The sequence below is a fragment of the Burkholderia sp. GW821-FHT14F03 genome, assembly GCF_058803765.1.
In genome coordinates, this window is record NZ_JBXAPG010000015.1 from 39,736 (window position 1) to 59,004 (window position 19,269).

Consider the following 19,269-nt stretch of genomic DNA (forward strand, 5'->3'; position numbering starts at 1 on the left):
GTCTTCGGGCATTCATGCGTGTACTGACCTCTCGGTAGACCAGATCAATGGTTGCCGATCACATCAGCCGGTGTCGATCCGGACTAGATGGCCTAGGAGCGCGAAGGAGATCGAGGTGTCAGGGCGTTCCCACGGAAAATCTAAACACGTTTCCACTGTCCGGGGCCTCGAAGAGTAGGCGCGTGGCCTCGCCTGTCGGCACGAACACCCCGTCGGCTATTTTGTAGTAGCGCGAAATCACTCCGATTCGGCTCTTGTCAGTGGCGTTGGTCAGATAATCATTGGCCGGAAACGCAATGCCATTGCTGCCAGTGCGGACCAGCGCCTTGCAAGATGCGAACAAGCTCGCCAAGTGGTACACCGCCGCTCTCTTCGGGGCAGTTGGATTGACGATTAGGTACACCTGCTTGTAGCGGTCGTACTCTCCGGACCCATTGGCGACACCTTCGAGGCAAATAAGCGGCTTCGCATCCCTCTGTTTGTCCGAGATATAGACGTTGAAGCCGGTGGGTGGGATGGTGCCCGAGCTGGATTCGCCCTGAAACGTCACCGCATCCTTGAATGCATGTCTGACGCCATTCAGTTCGAAGACGCCATCCCCAATGACGATGGACATCTTTCTGCCGCCCACGGTCGTATCCAACTCGACCTCCAGGCCATCCTTCTCGTCATAAAACGAAGACTCGAAACCTTCCTTGGTGGCCTTGTGAAAGATCGCATTCGGAAGGGAGGTGTAGTACGAGTCGTAGCCATCAAATATCTTGGCGTCGCTGGCGCACGCGGCGGATGCCAAAAGCGTGAGAGCCGCAGCACAAAGAAGGGATCCAGTTCTCATTTGTAGGGTAGGCATCCAGTTGCCTTGACGTAATCGGGGTTGTGGGTCCAGAAACGGCACGATCGGGGCAGGTTGATCCTTCGCCCTGAGCGCATCGAATTTCCGTTGCCACTCCGCGATGATCTCGTGCGCCCGCGTGCCGGCTTCGGCGCGATTGCTCGTTCTGAGGCTCGCGCGGAAAGCGTCGGCCTTCGGCTTGCCGGTCTTCGGGTTGCGGAAGTGTTGCTGAAGGTCTTTGGGTACGCCGATCCGCAGTTGGAACACGGATGAGCCAGGGCGCAGATGGACGCCGGAGGGAAGGGATGCCAAGTCAGTCACTCCCCGCATTTTCGCACGGTGGAATTGACACACCAAACTGGCACACCCAGAAACGAGAAAGCCCGGAAAGCTTTGCCAGACAAGAGATCTCTTTATCTGACAGGCTTTCCGGGCCTTAAATCTGGTCGGGGTGAGAGGATTCGAACCTCCGGCCTCTACGTCCCGAACGTAGCGCTCTACCAGGCTAAGCTACACCCCGATTTGGACTCTTTCGTCGCTCCAGTCTCGTTCAAGACTGCCGTGACGTCGAGTAAGAGCATAATTCTAGCAGGCTATTTTTAAAGATGGAAGAGGGAAATGAAGAAATTGCTTCAGCGGCTGCCTGAGCCTCTTGCCGTGCGCATTCCAGCGTATGGTCGAGCGCGCCCGAACGCGTGATCGCGTCGAAGATCGTGTCGAAGCGGTCGGTGCCGCCCTGTTCGATCGCTTCGCGCGCGAGCGCCGCCTGTTCCGGCGTGCCGCGCTCGATCAGATAGATGAGCGGCAGGGTCGGCTTGCCTTCGCGCAGGTCGTCGCCGGCGTTCTTGCCCATCGATTCCGCGCTGCCCGTGTAGTCGAGCCAGTCGTCCATGATCTGAAAGGCGGTGCCGATGCGGCGGCCGTATTCGGCGGCCGCGGCCTCGGTCGGCGCGTCGGCGCCCGCGAGCACCGCGCCGAGCCGGGCCGAGGCCTCGAACAGCTTCGCGGTCTTGTAGCGGATCACCTGCATGTAGCGGGTCTCGTCGACGTCGGCGTCGTGCATGTTCAGCAACTGCAGCACCTCGCCCTCGGAAATGATCGTCGTGGCTTCCGACAGGATCTCCATGATGCGCATCTTGCCGACGCCGACCATCATCTCGAACGAGCGCGAATACAGGTAGTCGCCCACGAGCACGCTGGCCGCGTTGCCGAACAGCGCGTTCGCGGTCTTGCGGCCGCGCCGCAACTCCGATTCGTCGACGACGTCGTCATGCAGCAGCGTGGCGGTGTGGATGAACTCGACGACGGCCGCGAGCGTGTGGCGATGCGCCGTGCTGTCGCCAAGCGCGCCGGCCACGAGCAGCAGCAGCGCCGGACGCAGCCGCTTGCCGCCCGCTCCGATGATGTACTCGGCGATCTGGTTGATCAGCAGCACGTCGGACGCGAGGCTTTGCCGGATGACGCGATTCACCTGTTCCATATCGCTGGCGATCGGAGCGAGCAGGTGGGCGGCGCTGAGGGAAGGGGTGGCGGTCGACGACATGATGATGAAAATGGGTAGTGCGGCGGATTATAAGGCGAATCACCCGTTCACCGGGCTGTTGCGCGCGCGGCGCCCGCGCGCAGTCCCATTCCCCGGCCCCCGCCGAGGGCCGGGGAATGGGAGCCGTCGGCAGGTTTTGACCTCGGTGCTAACTCTATGTATAATCAAGCGTTTTCCGTGCGTGGTGCGCGGAAAAATAGATCCAGAGTGAGGTTCTCAATGTACGCGGTCATAAAAACCGGCGGCAAGCAGTACAAGGTTGCCGTTGGCGAAAAATTGAAAGTAGAACAGATACCGGCAGACATTGACGCTGAAATCACGCTCGACCAGGTTCTCGCAGTGGGCGAAGGCGAATCGATTAAGTTCGGTACGCCGCTGGTCAGTGGGGCTTCCGTCAAGGCTACCGTCGTATCGCACGGTCGTCATGCCAAGGTCACCATCTTCAAGATGCGTCGCCGGAAGCACTACCAAAAGCACGCTGGCCACCGCCAGAACTACACCGAGCTGCGCATCGACGCGATCAACGCGTAAGCGCCTCGGGCAAGGAGCAAACAGATGGCACACAAAAAGGCAGGCGGCTCTTCCCGGAATGGCCGCGACTCCGAGTCGAAGCGTCTCGGCGTGAAGGTGTACGGCGGCCAGGCAATCAACGCCGGCGGCATCATCGTGCGTCAGCGCGGTACGCGCATGCATCCCGGCGACAACGTCGGCATGGGCAAGGACCACACGCTGTTCGCACTGGTCGATGGTCACGTGACGTTCGGGACCAAGGGCGCAGACAAGAAGCACATGGTCAACGTCGTTCCGGTCGCTGCCTAAGTCAGGCAGCCCGGGCTTCGAAGCCGAAAGGCCCCGCAGCTTTGGCGGGGCCTTTTTCATTGGCGCGCCCGCAGGCGCGCTTCCGCGACCGATTGGTCAAGCACGGCGGCTCGCGGCACAATATCTGGAAATACTGGACGGAGTAACGAATGAAGTTCATTGACGAAGCGCGAATCGAAGTCATCGCCGGCGACGGAGGCGATGGCAGCGCGTCGATGCGCCGCGAGAAATTCGTTCCGTTCGGCGGACCGGACGGCGGCGACGGCGGGCGCGGCGGCAGCGTGTACGCGATCGCCGATCGCAACATCAACACGCTGATCGACTACCGCTACGCGAAGAAGCACCTCGCGCGCAACGGCGAGAACGGCCGCGGTTCCGACTGCTACGGCAAGGGCGGCGACGACATCACGCTGCGCATGCCGGTCGGCACCGTGATCACCGACATGGACACGGGCGAGCTGATCGCCGACCTGACCGAGCACGAGCAGAAGGTGCAGGTCGCGCAGGGCGGCGCGGGCGGCCTCGGCAACCTGCACTTCAAGTCGAGCACGAACCGCGCGCCGCGCCAGAAGACCGAGGGCAAGCCCGGCGAACGCCGCATGCTGCGCCTCGAGCTGAAGGTGCTGGCCGACGTCGGCCTGCTCGGCATGCCGAACGCGGGCAAGTCGACCTTTATCTCGTCGGTGTCGAACGCGAAGCCGAAGATTGCCGATTATCCGTTTACGACCCTCGCGCCGAATCTCGGCGTGGTGCGCGTCGGTCCGAGCAAGAGCTTCGTGATCGCCGATATTCCGGGCCTGATCGAAGGCGCGGCGGAAGGCGCGGGGCTCGGTCACCAGTTCCTGCGTCACCTGCAGCGCACCGGCGTGCTGCTGCATCTGGTCGATCTCGCGCCGTTCGACGAGAGTGTCGACCCGGTCGCGGAGGCGAAGGCGATCGTCGGCGAGCTGCGCAAGTACGACGAGGCGCTGTATGAAAAGCCGCGCTGGCTGGTGTTGAACAAGCTTGACATGGTGCCCGAGGACGAGCGCCGCGCGCGGGTCGCCGATTTCGTCGAGCGCTTCGGCTGGCAAGGCCCGGTGTTCGAGATCTCGGCGCTGACCGGGCAGGGCTGCGAGAACCTCGTCTACGCGGTGTACGACTACGTGGCGGCCCATTCCGACGCGCATCGCGCGGCGGAGGCGGAAGACCTCGCATCCGACGTGCGTTTCCGCGACGAGCCGGGCGCGGCCAAGCCCGATGCGGAGCCGGACGCCTCCTGACCCGATCGTCCGCGGCACGTCCTGACGGCCCGCGCCGGCCAGGCGGGCGGTTGCCCGATTCAATCGCGCATCATCCAAGGAGACCAAGCACGATGCGTTCGATCATTGCCGATTCGAAGCGGCTGGTAGTGAAAGTGGGGTCCAGTCTCGTCACCAACGACGGACGGGGGCTCGACCATGCCGCGATCGGCCGCTGGGCCGCTCAGATCGCCGCGTTGCGCGCGAACGGCAAGGAAGTCGTGCTGGTGAGTTCGGGGGCGATCGCCGAGGGGATGCAACGTCTCGGCTGGAGCAAGCGGCCGCGCGAGATCGACGAATTGCAGGCGGCGGCGGCCGTCGGGCAGATGGGGCTCGCGCAGGTCTACGAGAGCCGTTTTGCCGAGCACGGCATCCGCACCGCGCAGATCCTGCTCACGCACGCCGACCTGGCCGACCGCGAACGCTACCTGAACGCACGCTCGACGCTGCTGACGCTGTTGCGGCTGGGCGTCGTGCCGATCATCAACGAGAACGACACGGTCGTCACCGACGAAATCAAGTTCGGCGACAACGACACGCTGGGCGCGCTCGTCGCGAACCTGATCGAAGGCGACGCGCTCGTGATCCTCACCGATCAGTCGGGTTTGTTCACCGCGGATCCGCGCAAGGATCCGGCCGCGACGCTGGTCGCCGAGGCGAGCGCGGGCGCGCCGGAACTCGAGGCGATGGCGGGCGGCGCCGGTTCGAGCCTGGGCCGGGGCGGGATGCTGACCAAGATCCTCGCCGCGAAGCGCGCGGCGCACAGCGGCGCGAACACCGTGATCGCGAGCGGCCGCGAGGCGGACGTGCTGGTGCGGCTCGCGGGCGGCGAGGCGATCGGCACGCAGCTGATCGCGCGCACGGCGCGGCTCGCGGCGCGCAAGCAGTGGATGGCCGATCACCTGCAGGTGCGCGGCCACGTCGTGATCGATGCGGGCGCGGTCGACAAGCTGACGGCGGGCGGCAAGAGCCTGCTGCCGATCGGCGTGGTGGCGGTGCAGGGCGTGTTCGCGCGCGGCGAGGTGATCGCCTGCGTCGACGATGCCGGCCGCGAGGTCGCGCGCGGGCTCACCAATTACAGCAGCGCCGAGGCCAAGCTGATCCAGCGCAGGCCGAGCGGCGAGATCGAGTCGGTGCTGGGCTACATGCTCGAGCCCGAGCTGATCCATCGCGACAACCTCGTGCTCGTCTAGCGGCGCGCAGGCGCGCGTCGACGCGACACGAAAAAAAGCCCGCATGCTAGTGCGGGCTTTTTGCTGGCGCAGCCGGTTTTGCGCTTCAGCGGATCTGGTTCAGCGCGGTGCGGTGATAGCGGATGTTCTCGATGATCGTCGCGGTCTTGCCGAGCGGCATCTTGTTCGCGCAGAAGTAATCCTGGTAGAGCGCCGCGTGGTACGCGTTCAGCTCGCCGTTCTCGATGCGCCGCCAGTCGTTCTCGACGGTGCGGTCCCAGCCGTCGTGGTCGGCGTTCAGGCTCGCGTACTGGCGCCATTCGTAGGTGTCGCAGCGAATCCCTTCGTAGTTCACGTTGCGCGCGCCGGCCGGGCTCGTGACGACCACCGTGTAGCGCACCACGCCGTCGGTGCCGACCTCGAGCGACTTCGCGTCGACGGCGAACGCGAGCGGGGTGTTCTGCGAGACGTTGAAAGGCAGCAGATTGCCGTTCTGCGGCAGGGGCGGGAGGGAGTCGACCTTGTTCTCGGTCCACTGGGGCTGGCGGTCGAGCAGGTAGACGAACGCGCTGTCATCCTTGTTGGACGGGGTGTTCGAGTGCGCGCAGCCGGCCAGAACCGCGACCGCGGCGACCGACGCCACGGCGAGAGCCATCGCTTTCAATATGCATTCCTCGTAAAAAAGGGCGCGGCATTGGCGCCGCGCCCGGTCATGCAGGTTCAACTCGATTGGGCCCGCGCGTCAGTCGCGCAGGGTCAGCCGGGGCGGTTCGTCCAGCGTGTTCGCGCCGATCTCGACTTCGGAACAGATCACCGTCGTGTCGATCACGGTCACGCTCACATCGACCGCCAACGCATCCGCATCGTGCGGCGCATGAGAGCCGCGCGGATGGCGCGGCTTGTCGGGCCGCTGCGCCGGGCGGCGCAGAAAACGCGACAGTTCCGTCAACGCCAGCTGATACACATCCCGCTTGAACTCGATCACCGCGTCAAGGGGTACCCAGTACTCGTTCCAGCGCCATGCATCGAACTCCGGATGATCCGTCGCCCGCAGGCAGATGTCGCAATCGCGGCCAACCATGCGCAGCAGGAACCAGATCTGTTTCTGCCCGCGATAATGGCCGCGCACCTCGCGCTTGATGAACTTGTCAGGCACCTCATAACGCAACCAGTCGCGTGTGCGGCCGATCACCTTGACGTGTTCCGGATGCAGCCCGGTTTCCTCGTGCAATTCCCGGTACATCGCCTGCATGGGGGTCTCGCCATACTTGATCCCCCCTTGAGGAAACTGCCAGGAATGCTCGCGGAGCCGCTTGCCCCAAAACACCTCGTTGCGCGCGTTCAAGAGGATGATGCCGACGTTCGGGCGAAAGCCTTCACGATCCAGCATACAACCACCTTCGAATCCTTTAAAATTGCTTTGATTATAAACAGATAACGGGCGCCGCGCACCGGAACGGAGCGATTCCGGGCGGGGTGCGTCAACTAAACTGTCCCCGAATTGTCTGTCAGTCGTCTGCGCCATCGTCGTTCGTCGCGCGCAGCCTTTAATCCTTCTTGGCCTTTTTCGGGCGGCTCCCGTGGAGCCGCCGTTTTTGGAACCCTTCGCATGAAAGCTTCCCGTTTCTTCATCGGCACCCTGAAAGAAGCACCCGCCGACGCCGAGATCGTCAGTCACAAGCTGATGATGCGCGCCGGCATGATCCGCCGCGTCGCCGGCGGCATCTATAACTACCTGCCGGTCGGCCTGCGTTCGATTCGCAAGGTCGAGGCGATCGTGCGTGAAGAAATGAACCGGGCGGGGGCGATCGAGCTTCTGATGCCCGCCGTGCAGCCTGCGGAGTTGTGGCAGGAGTCGGGCCGCTGGGAGCAGTACGGCCCCGAGCTGCTGCGTTTCAAGGATCGCAAGCAGAACGATTTCGTGATCGGGCCGACGCACGAGGAAGTGGTCACCGATATCGCGCGCAACCAGATCAAGAGCTACCGGCAGATGCCGGTGAACTTCTATCAGATCCAGACCAAGTTCCGCGACGAGATTCGGCCGCGCTTCGGCGTGATGCGTGGCCGCGAGTTCATCATGAAGGACGCGTACTCGTTCGACAAGGACAGCGACGGCCTGAAGGCCTCGTACCAGAAGATGTACGACGCCTACGTGCGGATCTTCACCCGCCTCGGCCTCGAGTTCCGCGCGGTGGCGGCCGACAACGGCTCGATCGGCGGCAGCGGCTCGCATGAATTCCACGTGATCGCCGAGACCGGCGAGGACGCGATCGCCTACTGCCCGACCTCCGCGTTCGCCGCGAACGTCGAGGCGGCCGAGGCGCTGCCGCTGCTCGCGAGCCGCGCGGCGCCCGCCGAGGCGATGCGCAAGGTCGCGACGCCCGGCAAGGCGAAGTGCGAGGCGGTGGCCGACCTGCTGGAGATCCCGCTCGATCGCACCATCAAGTCGATCGTGCTCGCGACCGACAACGAAGGCGCCGAGCCGACGATCTGGCTGCTGATGCTGCGCGGCGACCACGAGCTCAACGAGATCAAGGCGGGCAAGCAGCCCGGCCTCGCGGGCTTCCGGTTCGCGACCGAGCAGGAGATCGTCGAGTGGTTCGGCACGCCGCCGGGCTACCTGGGGCCGGTCGGCACGAAGAAGCCGGTGCGCGTGATCGCCGACAGCACGGTCGCGAACATGGCCGACTTCGTGGTCGGCGCGAACGAGGTGGATTACCACATCGCGGGCGTGAACTGGGGCCGCGATCTGCCCGAGCCGACCGTCGCCGACCTGCGCAACGTGCGCAAGGGCGATGCGTCGCCCGACGGGCAGGGCGTGCTCGACATCTGCCGCGGGATCGAGGTGGGCCACGTGTTCCAGCTCGGTACCAAGTATTCGAAGGCGATGAACGCGACCTTCCTCGACGAGTCGGGCAAGCCGCAGCCGATGGAGATGGGCTGCTACGGGATCGGCGTGTCGCGGATCCTCGGCGCGGCGATCGAGCAGAACTTCGACGAGCGCGGGATCATCTGGCCGGAGGCGATCGCGCCGTTCGAGGTCGTGCTGTGCCCGATGGGCTACGATCGCAGCGACGCGGTGCGCGAAGCAGCCGACGCGCTCTACGCGGCGCTGGCGGCGGCCGGCGTCGACGTGATCCTCGACGATCGCGGCGAGCGCCCGGGCGTGATGTTCGCCGATTGGGAGCTGATCGGCGTGCCGCACCGTCTCGTGATCGGCGAGCGCGGCCTGAAGGACGGCAAGCTCGAGTACCAGGGCCGCCGCGACGCGGAAGCGACGCTGCTGCCGGCCGAGACCGCCGCGGCCGCGGTCATCGACAAGGTGCGCGCGGCGCTCGCGCACTGAGCGTCAGCGGCGCTCGCGACCCGGAGGCGGGATGGAATACAACTTCGTGTCGGCGACGGTGCTGCTGCTCCTCATCACCGATCCGCTCGGCAACATCCCGCTGTTCATCGCGGCGTTGCGGCAGGTGCCGGCCGAGCGGCGGGTGCGGGTGATCCTGCGGGAAGTGGCGATCGCGTTCGTGATCCTGCTGTTCTTCATGCTGATCGGCGATCGCTTCCTGCGGATGATGAGCCTCACCGACCTGTCGCTGCGGCTCGGCGGTGGCATCGTGCTGTTCCTGATCGCGCTGCGGATGATCTTTCCCCATCCGGACGGCGCGCTCGGCAACGATCCGCGCGCGGGCGGCGAGCCGTTTATCGTGCCGCTCGCGATTCCCGCGCTGGCCGGCCCGTCCGCGCTCGCGACGGTGATGCTGCTGACCTCGCAGGCGCCCGGCAAGACGCTCGAATGGGCGGGCGCGCTGACCGTGACGATGGCGGCCTGCGCGATCGTGCTGGTGCTCGCGGAGCGGATCCAGACGTGGCTCGGCGAGCGGACGGTGATGGCCTTCGAACGCCTGATGGGGCTCGTGCTGGTGGCGATCTCGGTCGAGATGCTGCTGGCCGGGATCCGCGCGTTCGTGCATCAGCTGTAGCGTTCCTGGTGCGGTTTCCATGCAAGAACGGCTCGCGCAGGCGAGCCGTTCTGTTTTCGGGCGTGGGCCGGTCGGGTGCCGGCCGTGTGGCGCGTCAGGCGCCCGCGGTCAGCGCGCGGATCGTCGGCAGGTTGCGCCAGTAGCCCTTCGCGTCCATCCCGCAGCCGAATACGTAGCGGTCCGGCACGGCGAAGCCGCAGAAGTCCGGATGCAGCGGCTTCGATTTCGCGAGGGTCTTCTCGCACAGCACGGCCGACAGGAAGCGCTTCGCGCCCATGTCGAGGATCCGGTCGCGGATCGCGGCCATGGTCTCGCCTTCGTCGAGGATGTCGTCCAGCACGAGCACGATGCGGTCCTTGACCGATTCGCGCGGCGCGACGCGCCACTGCATCTCCGGGCTGCCCTGCGTGGTGTTGCGATAGCGGGTCAGATGGATGTAGTCGAACTCGAGCGGGAAGTCGAGGTGGGGCAGCAGCATGCCGGTGAAGACCGCCGCGCCGCCCATCACCGACAGCACGAGCGGGAATTCCTCACCGACCTGGCCGCGGATTTCCTCGGCCATCTTGCCGATCGACGCGTTGACTTCGTCGGCGGAGACGATCTCTTCGGAATGTTTGAAAATGTGGAGGGCTTCTTCGCGATTCATGGTTCTGGCGAGCAGTCTGGGTACAAATAAGAATGAAACAAAAACGGCGGCGCGCGGCCTAGCATAAACCCGCGCGCCGGGTCGGTGGCGCTCAGCGCATGCCGGGCATCATGCCTTTCAGGCCGCGCATCATTTTCTGCAGGTTGCCGCCCTTCAGCTTCTTCATCATCGTACGCATCTGGTCGTACTGGTTCAGCATCCGGTTGACTTCCTGCACCGGCACGCCGGCGCCCGCGGCGATGCGGCGCTTGCGGGTCGCCTTGATCAGTTCCGGCTTCGCGCGCTCGGTGGGCGTCATCGAGTTGATGATCCCCTCCATGCGGCGCATCTGCTTTTCGGCCTGGCCCATGTCGGCGCCCGACGCGGCCTGCTGGAACTGGGCCGGCAGCTTGTCCATCAGCGACGACAGCCCGCCCATGTTCTTCATCTGGGAGATCTGGGCGCGGAAGTCGTTCAGGTCGAAGTCGCCGCCCTTCTTGACCTTGTCGGCGAGCTTCTGCGCGGCCTGCACGTCGACGCCGCGCTGCGCTTCCTCGACCAGCGCGAGGATGTCGCCCATGCCGAGGATCCGGTTCGCCATCCGGTCCGGGTGGAACACCTCGAGGCCGTCGAGCTTCTCGGCGACGCCGACGAACTTGATCGGCCTGCCGGTGATGTGCCGCACCGACAGCGCCGCGCCGCCGCGCGAATCGCCGTCGAGCTTGGTCAGCACGACGCCCGTGAGCGGCAGTGCGTCGTTGAAGGCCTTGGCGGTATTGACGGCGTCCTGGCCCAGCATCGCGTCGACCACGAACAGCGTCTCGGCGGGCTTCAGCAGCGCGTGGAGGGCGCTGATCTCCTGCATCATCGCCTCGTCGATGCCGAGCCGGCCGGCGGTGTCGACGATCAGCACGTCGTGGTAGTGGCGCTTCGCCCAGTCGACCGCGGCGTGCGCGATGTCGACGGGCTTCTGGTCGGGTTCGGACGGGAAGAAGTCGGCGCCGACCTGCTCGCTCACCGTCTTCAGCTGCGCGATCGCGGCCGGGCGGTAGACGTCGCAGGAGACGGTCAGCACCTTCTTCTTGTACTTCTCGCGCAGCAGCTTCGCGAGCTTGCCGACCGTGGTGGTCTTGCCCGCGCCCTGCAGGCCGGCCATCAGGATGATCGCGGGCGGCGTGACGGCGAGGTTCAGCTCGGCGGCCTTGCCTTCGTAGTCGCCGCCGATCACCGCGGTCAGTTCCTTCTGGACCACGCCGACGAGGGCCTGGCCCGGCGACAGGCTGCCGACCACGTCCTCGCCGAGCGCCTTTTCCTTGACCTTCGCGATGAATTCGCGGACCACGGGCAGCGCGACGTCGGCTTCGAGCAGGGCGAGCCGCACTTCGCGGAGCATCTCCTGGGTGTTCGCCTCGGTGAGGCGGGCTTCGCCGCGCAGCGTCTTGACGACGCGCGCCATCCGTTGGGTGAGATTGTCGAGCATGGGGAGCGATGGACAGTGGGGCCCGAAGGCGCGAGCGGGGCGCAAGGCGAGCCGTCGCGGGCAGGGGGCCTAGTGTAAACTTCGAACATGGATATTGTACTGTATGCCCTCACTGCGTTCCTCTATGGCGGCCTGGCCGTGGCCGGCTGGCGCGCCCACCGCCAGGACGGCGGGTCGCCGCTCGTCGCGAACGGGCCGGCCGGCGCGCAGGCGGCGCGCGTGTCCGCCGCCTCGGGCATGAGCGGCGCCGGGCGCGCGCTCCTGTTCGTCGCGCTGGTCGCGCACGGCGTGCTGCTGCACACGACGATCTTCCCGCGCGACGCGATGGTGTTCGGTTTCGCGTTCGCGCTGTCGGCGATGTTCTGGCTCGGCGCGGGGATCTACTGGATCGAGAGCTTTTTCTTCCCGCTCGACGGGCTGCGGCTCCTCGTGATGCCGCTTGCCTGCGCCGCGTCGCTGCTGCCGCTCGTGTTCGGCGGCGTGCGCGTGCTGCCGTACGCGGCCGCGCCGCTCTTCAAGACGCACTTCCTGATCGCCAACATCGCCTACGGGCTGTTCGCGATCGCGGCGCTGCACGCGGTGCTGATGCTGATGGTCGAGCGCCGCCTGCATGCGCCGCGCCGCGACCAGCTTGGCGACGGCGGCTGGCTGGCCGGCTGGCTCGAGACGCTGCCGCCGCTCCTGACGCTCGAGAAGCTGCTGTTCCGCCTGATCGGCGCGGGTTTCGTGCTGCTCACGCTGACCCTCGCGTCGGGCATCCTGTTCAGCGAGCAGCTCGAGGCGCGCGCGCTCAAGCTCGATCACAAGACGGTGTTCGCGCTGCTGTCGTGGCTGATGTTCGGCGGGCTTCTGGTCGCGCGCAAGCTGTCCGGCTGGCGCGGCCGCGGGGCCGCGCGCTGGGTGCTCGTTTCGTTTGCCGCGCTGCTGCTCGCGTATGTCGGCAGCCGGTTCGTGTTCGAGGTGCTGCTGCACCGCTCCGTGGTTTGATGGTTTGATTGCGATGCGACAAATTTTCCTGCTGATACTCCTGTTCTTCGCGAGCACCTGGGTGGCGCGCAAGATCCGCCAGGCCCAGGCGCGCGGTGAGCGTGCCGGGCCGTTCCCCGGCGCCGGCCGCCCCGAGGGCGCGCCCGGCGAGCGCGAGGCCGGCGCCGCGCGCGCCGGCACGGCGCTCGCCGAACCGATGGTCCGCTGCGCGGAGTGCGGCGTGCACGCGCCCAAGGGCGACGCGGTGGCCGCGGGCGGCGCGTTCTATTGCAGCGCGGAACACGCCGCCCGCCATGCGGCGCGCACGGGCCGCGACGCGCGATGAGCGCGGCGCCGAGTCTGGCGGTTGACGCCGACGGTTGGGTAAACGGCGCGCAGCGCGTGCCGTCGCCCAATTTCGAGGCGCGCCCGGAAGGCGCGGTGCCGAGCCTCGTGGTGATCCACAACATCAGCCTGCCGCCCGGCGAATTCAACGGCGATGCGATCGTCGACCTGTTCCTGAACCGGCTCGACTGCGACGTGCATCCGTATTTCGATGCGCATCTGCGCGGCGTCAGGGTTTCCTCGCACTTCCTGATCCGCCGCGACGGCGCGCTGCTGCAGTTCGTGTCGTGCGACGAGCGCGCGTGGCATGCGGGAACGTCGAATTTCTTCGGCCGCGTGCGCTGCAATGATTTCTCGATCGGCATCGAACTCGAGGGCGCCGACGACATCGCGTTCGAAACGCTGCAATACGAGACGCTCGCGCGGCTCGCGCGCGGCCTCGCGGCCCGCTATCCGGTCGATGCGTTCGCCGGCCACGCCGACATCGCGCCCGAGCGCAAGACCGACCCCGGGCCGCACTTCGATTGGCAACGTTTCGCTGGCGATGCCGGCTTCGCGGCCGGATACTTTCCCTATCGGAAGGATTGAGCGAGCGGCTTTTTGACGCGCGTCGGCCGCTTTCCCAGGCCCTGCCTTGCCGCGTCCGAGCGTGTGCGATGTCAATAGGTCCGGCGCAAATATTTCCTTTTGAGATGCCGGGAAGCTCCACTATACTTGGTGTGAGTTGAGCGGTTTCTCACTAGATATAGTGTACGGCGCAGGAAGCATTTACCGCTTCCGCGCAGCACCCGGCAGGCCTTGCCGGTGCGGAAATTCCTCAGAGTGCGACGCATTCGGCCGGCGGCCGGTGACGTCGCGATCAAGCGCGGAAGAGCAGCAGGGGGCGCGACGTGAAGCAGCACCGTGTCGAATCGATTGTGTCGCAGCGGTCCACCCAACCCCGCCGCTTTTCCCGTATCCAATTGTCCGCGCCATCCCTGGCGCGGCGTTCGTGTTAATCCGCGGTACCTCCCGCATCATCTTCACCAGGAGCTTTGCACATGCAAACCACCGACAACGCGACGTCCCAATTCGAGAGCGCATCCGGCGGCCCTCTCGGCGGGACCGCACAGGGCGCGCAGGCGCTCGCGCCGCAGGCGACCCTCGTCGACTACAAGGTGATCCGCCGCAATGGCAGCGTGGTGTCCTTCGAACCGTCGAAGATCGCGATCGCGGTGACGAAGGCGTTCCTGGCCGTCAATGGCGGGCAAGGTGCGGCGTCGGCGCGGGTGCGCGAACTGGTCGAACAACTGACGCAGAACGTGGTGCGCGCGCTCGTGCGCAGCCGCCCGACGGGCGGCACGTTCCATATTGAAGACATTCAGGATCAGGTCGAGCTGGCGCTGATGCGCACCGGCGAGCACAACGTCGCCCGCGCATACGTGCTGTACCGCGAGAAGCGCCACCTCGAGCGCAGCCACGTCGCCGAGGCGCCCGCCCCGGATACGTCGAGCGGCCTCAACGTGATCGACAACGGCGTTTCGCGTCCGCTCGACCTGAACGCGCTGCGCGCGCTGATCGTGTCGGCCTGCGAGGGCCTCGGCAGTGCGGTCAACCCGGCGCCGATCGTCGAGGAGACGGTGAAGAACCTGTACGACGGCGTGCCGATGACGCAGGTCTACGACTCGGCGATCCTGGCCGCGCGCACGATGATCGAGAAGGACCCGGCGTACAGCCAGGTCACGTCCCGCATCCTGCTGCACACGATCCGCCGCGAAATCCTCGGCGGGGAAGTGACCCAGGCGCAGATGCAGACGCGCTACGCCGAGTATTTCCCGCAGTTCCTGACGCGCGGCGTCGAGGCCGAGCTGCTCGACGACAAGCTGCTCACCTTCGACCTGGCGCGCCTGGGCGCCGCGCTCGACGCGGGCCGCGACCTGCAGTTCGGCTACCTCGGCCTGCAAACCCTGTACGACCGCTACTTCCTGCACGTCGACGGCACCCGCATCGAGATGCCGCAGGCATTCTTCATGCGCGTCGCGATGGGCCTCGCGCTCAACGAAGCCGACCGTGAGGCGCGCGCGATCGAGTTTTACAACGTGCTGTCGAGCTTCGACTTCATGAGCTCCACGCCGACGCTGTTCAATTCCGGCACGCGCCGCTCGCAGCTGTCGTCGTGCTACCTGACGACGGTCGCGGACGACCTCGACGGAATCTATGAAGCGCTCAAGGAAAACGCGCTGCTGTCGAAGTTCGCGGGCGGTCTCGGCAACGACTGGACCCGGGTGCGCGCGCTCGGCTCGCACATCAAGGGCACGAACGGCAAGTCGCAGGGCGTGGTGCCGTTCCTGAAGGTCGTCAACGACACGGCGGTCGCGGTGAACCAGGGCGGCAAGCGCAAGGGCGCGGTGTGCGCGTACCTGGAATCCTGGCACCTCGATATCGAGGAATTCCTGGAGCTGCGCAAGAACACCGGCGACGACCGCCGCCGCACCCACGACATGAACACGGCGAACTGGATTCCCGACCTGTTCATGAAGCGCGTGATGGAAGGCACCGACTGGACGCTGTTCTCGCCGTCGACCTGCCCGGACCTGCACGACAAGTTCGGCGCCGAGTTCGAGGCGGCCTACACGGCTTACGAGGACAAGGTCGCGCGCGGCGAGATCAAGCTGTTCAAGAAGATCCCGGCGCAGCAGCTGTGGCGCAAGATGCTCGGCATGCTGTTCGAGACCGGCCACCCGTGGGTCACGTTCAAGGATCCGTGCAATGTGCGTTCGCCGCAACAGCACGTCGGCGTCGTCCACTCGTCGAACCTGTGCACGGAAATCACGCTGAACACGAGCGACAGCGAAATCGCGGTCTGCAACCTGGGCTCGGTGAACCTGGTCGCCCACCTGGTCAAGCAGGCCGACGGCAGCTACGCGCTCGACCACGCCAAGCTCAAGCGCACCGTCAGCGTGGCGATGCGGATGCTCGACAACGTCATCGACATCAATTACTACGCGGTCGAGAAGGCGCGCAACTCGAACCTGAAGCACCGTCCGGTCGGTCTCGGCATCATGGGCTTCCAGGACTGCCTGCACCTGCTGCGCACGCCGTACGCGTCGGAGGCGGCGGTCGAGTTCGCCGATCGCTCGATGGAAGCGGTTTGCTACTACGCGTATTACGCATCGACTGAACTCGCGGAAGAGCGCGGCCGCTACTCGAGCTACCAGGGCTCGCTGTGGGACCGCGGGATCCTGCCGCAGGACACCCTGAAGCTGCTCGCGGAAGCACGCGGCGGCTACGTCGAGGTCGATACCAGCGCGTCGCTCGACTGGTCGACGCTGCGCGGCCGGATCGGCGCGCACGGGATGCGCAACTCGAACTGCGTCGCGATCGCCCCGACCGCGACGATCTCGAACATCATCGGCGTGTCGGCGTGCATCGAGCCGACCTTCCAGAACCTGTACGTGAAGTCGAACCTGTCGGGCGAGTTCACGGTGGTTAACGAGTACCTGGTGCGCGACCTGAAGGAGCGCGGCCTGTGGGACGAGGTGATGGTCGCCGACCTCAAGTACTTCGACGGCATGCTGTCGCGCATCGACCGGGTGCCGGCCGACCTGCGCGCGATCTACGCGACCGCGTTCGAAGTCGACCCGAAGTGGCTGGTCGAGGCGGCGTCGCGCCGTCAGAAGTGGATCGACCAGGCGCAGTCGCTCAACATCTACATGGCGGGCGCATCGGGCAAGAAGCTCGACGAGGTCTACAAGCTGGCGTGGCTGCGCGGCCTGAAGACCACCTACTATCTGCGCACGATGGCGGCGACGCACGTCGAGAAGTCGACGGTCGCGCACGGCGCGCTGAACGCGGTGCCCACGGGCGGCGGCTCGGCGGGCGGTGCGCAGGGCGCGGCGGGCGGCTTCGGTGCAGCGGGCGGCGACGCCGGTTCGGGTGCGCTGAACGCGGCGCCGCTCGAGGCCGACGGTCCGGTGTGCACGATGCGTCCGGGCGACGCGGGCTTCGACGAGTGCGAGGCTTGCCAGTAACACGGCGCGCCTGAACTGAGCATCACGCGGCGCGCGCCGGCAACCGATCGAGGTTGAAGTGCGCGCCGCGCTCGACTAAAAAAATGATAAGGATTCTGTAACGCACGCCTGCGTTGCAGACGACCACAAGAAGCGATCGAAACTTCCCCGACGACGTCGCGTTTCGATCCGCGTTCGATGCGTCGAGCGCACCTCGCGACACAGATGCGGCGCATGCCGCGCGCTTCATGAACGACGATGCGTTGCTCAAAGTGTTGTATCGAGGTCGCAACGCGAATCGAAAAAAGGATTTTTCGTGAGCGAACCCTTTTATCGCTCGGGAAAAGATGGTACAAACCGATCTAAATCGATGGTGAGAATTTATGCTCAATTGGGATGACGAGAAGACTGCCGCGACTCCCGCGACCGGCGCACAGCAAAACGCGATGCGCAGTTCCGCAGGAGAGGCCGTCGGAATGCAGGCCGAAGGGTCTGCCGTTCATCAGGCTTCGTCGGTCCGCGATATTTTCGCGGGTGATTTCGCCGTCGCGCCGGATCTCCCGGCGGATGCCCCTGCGGGCAGCGAGACGCGCGTCAATGTCGCCGACAAGCGCATCATCAACGGCCAGACCGATGTCAATCAGCTGGTGCCGTTCAAGTACAAGTGGGCGTGGGAAAAATACCTGGCGGGCTGTGCGAACCACTGGATGCCGCAGGAAATCAACATGTCCCGCGACATCGCGCTGTGGAAGGATCCGAACGGCCTTACCGAGGACGAGCGCCGGGTCGTCAAGCGCAACCTCGGTTTCTTCGTGACCGCCGACTCGCTGGCCGCGAACAACATCGTGCTGGGCACCTACCGCCACATCACGGCGCCCGAGTGCCGGCAGTTCCTGCTGCGCCAGGCGTTCGAAGAGGCGATCCACACGCACGCGTACCAATATATTGTCGAATCGCTCGGCCTCGATGAAGGCGAGATCTTCAACGCGTATCACGAAGTGGCGTCGATCCGCGCGAAGGACGAGTTCCTGATTCCGTTCATCCATACGCTGACCGACCCGGCCTTCAAGACCGGCACGCTCGACGCCGACCAGAAGCTGCTGAAGTCGCTGATCGTGTTCGCGTGCATCATGGAAGGGCTGTTCTTCTACGTCGGCTTCACCCAGATTCTCGCGCTCGGCCGCCAGAACAAGATGACGGGCGCCGCCGAGCAGTACCAGTACATCCTGCGCGACGAGTCGATGCACTGCAACTTCGGCATCGACCTGATCAACCAGATCAAGCTGGAGAATCCGCACCTGTGGACCCCCGAGTTCCGTACGGAGATCCGCGAACTGTTCAAGCAGGCGGTCGATCTCGAGTATCGCTACGCGGAGGACACGATGCCGCGCGGCGTGCTGGGCCTGAATGCATCGATGTTCAAGGGCTACCTGCGCTTCATCTGCAATCGCCGGTGTCAGCAGATCGGCCTCGATCCGCTGTACCCGAACGAGGAAAACCCGTTCCCGTGGATGAGCGAGATGATCGACCTGAAGAAGGAACGCAACTTCTTCGAAACGCGTGTGATCGAGTATCAGACGGGTGGCGCCCTGTCCTGGGAATAACCCTGCGGCGCTGTCGAGTCACGACGATGAACAGGCCGGGCGACTTGCCCGGCACAAGGTTTTAGGAGCAAGAACGCCTGATGCAAAGCATGCCCGGTGCCTTAACGGCCCACAAACATGATAGGCACTTTGCGAACCCTTCAGTGGGATGGGCAAACTTCCCTCCGGAAAAAGCCGGCTGCCACGTGGCCCCCGGCTTGATCAAGCGATTAGGGGCGGCGGCGCGACACGCGCCGGCCGCCGACTTGATTTGGCGCGCCGTGCCGTTGAGCACGGCGCGCCATACCGTATTCATTAGCGTAAGCGCGCAGCACCTGCGTACGCCGATGAATAGCCCGCTTCGTAGCGCACGTCCTGATAAACGTCCGCGGGAAGCGGGTTTTGACGAAGGGTGTAGTTTGAACTGACTCTCATCTGAACCTGAAGGAGAACATGATGGCACTCGCCAAGAAGAAACCGGTTGCCAAGAAGGCAGCGGCAAAGAAGGTTGTGGCAAAGAAGGCAGCACCGGCAAAGAAGGTCGCCGCTAAGAAGGTCGCCGTGAAGAAGGTTGCGGTGAAGAAGGTTGCAGCCAAGAAGGTCGCGGTGAAGAAGGTTGCTGCGAAGAAGGCAGCGCCGGCCAAGAAGGCAGCGG

General features: G+C 65.2%; 20 protein-coding genes and 1 tRNA gene. 13 read left to right on the forward strand and 8 right to left on the reverse strand.

Going from position 1 to position 19,269, the window contains the following annotated elements; translation table 11 throughout:
- Window positions 1-118: 118 nt before the first annotated feature.
- The 3 genes from AC1RQF_RS12340 to AC1RQF_RS12350 form a co-directional block, all read right to left on the reverse strand.
- Complete coding sequence (locus AC1RQF_RS12340; RefSeq protein WP_492872151.1) at window positions 119-1,144, reverse strand: DUF6538 domain-containing protein; 1,026 nt, start codon at window positions 1,142-1,144, stop codon at window positions 119-121.
- 131 nt (window positions 1,145-1,275) lie between these two features.
- A tRNA-Pro gene (locus AC1RQF_RS12345) sits at window positions 1,276-1,352 on the reverse strand.
- Window positions 1,353-1,382: 30 nt separating this feature from the next.
- Window positions 1,383-2,375 (reverse strand): polyprenyl synthetase family protein, encoded by a 993-nt coding sequence (locus AC1RQF_RS12350; protein WP_274001050.1) that lies wholly within the window; start codon window positions 2,373-2,375, stop codon window positions 1,383-1,385.
- A gap of 219 nt (window positions 2,376-2,594) precedes the next feature.
- Here AC1RQF_RS12350 and rplU point away from each other — a divergent pair, with 219 nt between their 5' ends.
- From rplU to proB, 4 genes are all read left to right on the forward strand, one after another.
- Window positions 2,595-2,906 (forward strand): 50S ribosomal protein L21, encoded by a 312-nt coding sequence (gene rplU / locus AC1RQF_RS12355; protein WP_111484783.1) that lies wholly within the window; start codon window positions 2,595-2,597, stop codon window positions 2,904-2,906.
- A 24-nt stretch (window positions 2,907-2,930) separates the two neighbouring features.
- Window positions 2,931-3,194: a 50S ribosomal protein L27 gene (gene rpmA, locus AC1RQF_RS12360; RefSeq protein ID WP_274001052.1), complete on the forward strand. Its 264-nt coding sequence runs from the start codon at window positions 2,931-2,933 to the stop codon at window positions 3,192-3,194.
- A 149-nt stretch (window positions 3,195-3,343) separates the two neighbouring features.
- Window positions 3,344-4,456 (forward strand): Obg family GTPase CgtA, encoded by a 1,113-nt coding sequence (gene cgtA / locus AC1RQF_RS12365; RefSeq protein WP_274001054.1) that lies wholly within the window; start codon window positions 3,344-3,346, stop codon window positions 4,454-4,456.
- Between the two features lie 92 nt (window positions 4,457-4,548).
- Entirely contained in the window at window positions 4,549-5,667 is a 1,119-nt protein-coding gene (proB, locus tag AC1RQF_RS12370; protein WP_274001055.1) for a glutamate 5-kinase, read from the forward strand.
- Between the two features lie 85 nt (window positions 5,668-5,752).
- On the opposite strand, the gene AC1RQF_RS12375 is transcribed toward proB, so the two are convergent.
- The gene (locus AC1RQF_RS12375) at window positions 5,753-6,310 is read right to left on the reverse strand and encodes a CNP1-like family protein (RefSeq protein WP_274001057.1); all 558 of its coding nucleotides are present in this window, start codon (window positions 6,308-6,310) and stop codon (window positions 5,753-5,755) included.
- A gap of 78 nt (window positions 6,311-6,388) precedes the next feature.
- Window positions 6,389-7,036 (reverse strand): RNA pyrophosphohydrolase, encoded by a 648-nt coding sequence (locus tag AC1RQF_RS12380; RefSeq protein WP_274001058.1) that lies wholly within the window; start codon window positions 7,034-7,036, stop codon window positions 6,389-6,391.
- Window positions 7,037-7,255: 219 nt separating this feature from the next.
- On the opposite strand from AC1RQF_RS12380, the gene AC1RQF_RS12385 reads away from it, so the two are divergent.
- Window positions 7,256-8,992, forward strand: a complete 1,737-nt coding sequence (locus AC1RQF_RS12385) for a proline--tRNA ligase (RefSeq protein WP_274001059.1) — start codon at window positions 7,256-7,258, stop codon at window positions 8,990-8,992.
- 31 nt (window positions 8,993-9,023) lie between these two features.
- Window positions 9,024-9,626 carry a MarC family protein gene (locus AC1RQF_RS12390; RefSeq protein ID WP_274001061.1) on the forward strand — a complete coding sequence of 201 codons (603 nt, stop codon included), beginning with the start codon at window positions 9,024-9,026 and terminating at the stop codon, window positions 9,624-9,626.
- Between the two features lie 94 nt (window positions 9,627-9,720).
- Here AC1RQF_RS12390 and AC1RQF_RS12395 read toward each other — a convergent pair whose 3' ends face one another.
- Entirely contained in the window at window positions 9,721-10,272 is a 552-nt protein-coding gene (locus tag AC1RQF_RS12395; RefSeq protein ID WP_274001062.1) for a hypoxanthine-guanine phosphoribosyltransferase, read from the reverse strand.
- Between the two features lie 91 nt (window positions 10,273-10,363).
- Window positions 10,364-11,731: a signal recognition particle protein gene (ffh, locus tag AC1RQF_RS12400; RefSeq protein WP_492872152.1), complete on the reverse strand. Its 1,368-nt coding sequence runs from the start codon at window positions 11,729-11,731 to the stop codon at window positions 10,364-10,366.
- Window positions 11,732-11,818: 87 nt separating this feature from the next.
- Here ffh and AC1RQF_RS12405 point away from each other — a divergent pair, with 87 nt between their 5' ends.
- From AC1RQF_RS12405 to AC1RQF_RS12420, 4 genes are all read left to right on the forward strand, one after another.
- Entirely contained in the window at window positions 11,819-12,718 is a 900-nt protein-coding gene (locus AC1RQF_RS12405) for a cytochrome C assembly family protein (RefSeq protein ID WP_274001064.1), read from the forward strand.
- A gap of 13 nt (window positions 12,719-12,731) precedes the next feature.
- The gene (locus AC1RQF_RS12410; RefSeq protein WP_274001065.1) at window positions 12,732-13,043 is read left to right on the forward strand and encodes a PP0621 family protein; all 312 of its coding nucleotides are present in this window, start codon (window positions 12,732-12,734) and stop codon (window positions 13,041-13,043) included.
- A complete protein-coding gene (gene ampD / locus AC1RQF_RS12415) occupies window positions 13,040-13,630 on the forward strand; it encodes a 1,6-anhydro-N-acetylmuramyl-L-alanine amidase AmpD (protein WP_492872153.1) in 591 nt (196 codons plus the stop codon). The genes AC1RQF_RS12410 and ampD overlap by 4 nt, the downstream gene beginning before the upstream one ends.
- 452 nt (window positions 13,631-14,082) lie before the next feature.
- Window positions 14,083-17,052: a ribonucleoside-diphosphate reductase subunit alpha gene (locus tag AC1RQF_RS12420; RefSeq protein ID WP_274001068.1), complete on the forward strand. Its 2,970-nt coding sequence runs from the start codon at window positions 14,083-14,085 to the stop codon at window positions 17,050-17,052.
- 22 nt (window positions 17,053-17,074) lie between these two features.
- Here the strand turns inward: AC1RQF_RS12420 and AC1RQF_RS12425 are convergent, their stop codons facing one another.
- Window positions 17,075-17,302: a hypothetical protein gene (locus AC1RQF_RS12425; RefSeq protein WP_274001069.1), complete on the reverse strand. Its 228-nt coding sequence runs from the start codon at window positions 17,300-17,302 to the stop codon at window positions 17,075-17,077.
- A 112-nt stretch (window positions 17,303-17,414) separates the two neighbouring features.
- Between AC1RQF_RS12425 and AC1RQF_RS12430 the strand changes: the two genes are divergently transcribed.
- From AC1RQF_RS12430 to AC1RQF_RS12440, 3 genes are all read left to right on the forward strand, one after another.
- A complete protein-coding gene (locus AC1RQF_RS12430; protein ID WP_274001070.1) occupies window positions 17,415-18,635 on the forward strand; it encodes a ribonucleotide-diphosphate reductase subunit beta in 1,221 nt (406 codons plus the stop codon).
- An 80-nt stretch (window positions 18,636-18,715) separates the two neighbouring features.
- A complete protein-coding gene (locus AC1RQF_RS12435) occupies window positions 18,716-19,042 on the forward strand; it encodes a hypothetical protein (RefSeq protein ID WP_492872154.1) in 327 nt (108 codons plus the stop codon).
- A gap of 28 nt (window positions 19,043-19,070) precedes the next feature.
- The coding region (locus AC1RQF_RS12440) for a hypothetical protein (RefSeq protein ID WP_492872155.1) at window positions 19,071-19,269 on the forward strand (199 nt) is incomplete at its 3' end.

Excerpts from the sequence above, each read along its gene's own strand:
- AC1RQF_RS12390 (WP_274001061.1), top strand. The coding sequence starts at position 9,024 with ATGGAATACAACTTCGTGTCGGCGACGGTGCTGCTGCTCCTCATCACC.
- AC1RQF_RS12380 (WP_274001058.1), bottom strand. The coding sequence starts at position 7,036 with ATGCTGGATCGTGAAGGCTTTCGCCCGAACGTCGGCATCATCCTCTTG.
- AC1RQF_RS12350 (WP_274001050.1), bottom strand. The coding sequence starts at position 2,375 with ATGTCGTCGACCGCCACCCCTTCCCTCAGCGCCGCCCACCTGCTCGCT.
- AC1RQF_RS12435 (WP_492872154.1), top strand. The coding sequence starts at position 18,716 with ATGCAAAGCATGCCCGGTGCCTTAACGGCCCACAAACATGATAGGCAC.
- AC1RQF_RS12410 (WP_274001065.1), top strand. The coding sequence starts at position 12,732 with ATGCGACAAATTTTCCTGCTGATACTCCTGTTCTTCGCGAGCACCTGG.
- AC1RQF_RS12395 (WP_274001062.1), bottom strand. The coding sequence starts at position 10,272 with ATGAATCGCGAAGAAGCCCTCCACATTTTCAAACATTCCGAAGAGATC.
- ampD (WP_492872153.1), top strand. The coding sequence starts at position 13,040 with ATGAGCGCGGCGCCGAGTCTGGCGGTTGACGCCGACGGTTGGGTAAAC.
- rplU (WP_111484783.1), top strand. The coding sequence starts at position 2,595 with ATGTACGCGGTCATAAAAACCGGCGGCAAGCAGTACAAGGTTGCCGTT.
- AC1RQF_RS12420 (WP_274001068.1), top strand. The coding sequence starts at position 14,083 with ATGCAAACCACCGACAACGCGACGTCCCAATTCGAGAGCGCATCCGGC.
- ffh (WP_492872152.1), bottom strand. The coding sequence starts at position 11,731 with ATGCTCGACAATCTCACCCAACGGATGGCGCGCGTCGTCAAGACGCTG.
- cgtA (WP_274001054.1), top strand. The coding sequence starts at position 3,344 with ATGAAGTTCATTGACGAAGCGCGAATCGAAGTCATCGCCGGCGACGGA.
- proB (WP_274001055.1), top strand. The coding sequence starts at position 4,549 with ATGCGTTCGATCATTGCCGATTCGAAGCGGCTGGTAGTGAAAGTGGGG.
- AC1RQF_RS12430 (WP_274001070.1), top strand. The coding sequence starts at position 17,415 with ATGCTCAATTGGGATGACGAGAAGACTGCCGCGACTCCCGCGACCGGC.
- AC1RQF_RS12385 (WP_274001059.1), top strand. The coding sequence starts at position 7,256 with ATGAAAGCTTCCCGTTTCTTCATCGGCACCCTGAAAGAAGCACCCGCC.
- rpmA (WP_274001052.1), top strand. The coding sequence starts at position 2,931 with ATGGCACACAAAAAGGCAGGCGGCTCTTCCCGGAATGGCCGCGACTCC.
- AC1RQF_RS12405 (WP_274001064.1), top strand. The coding sequence starts at position 11,819 with ATGGATATTGTACTGTATGCCCTCACTGCGTTCCTCTATGGCGGCCTG.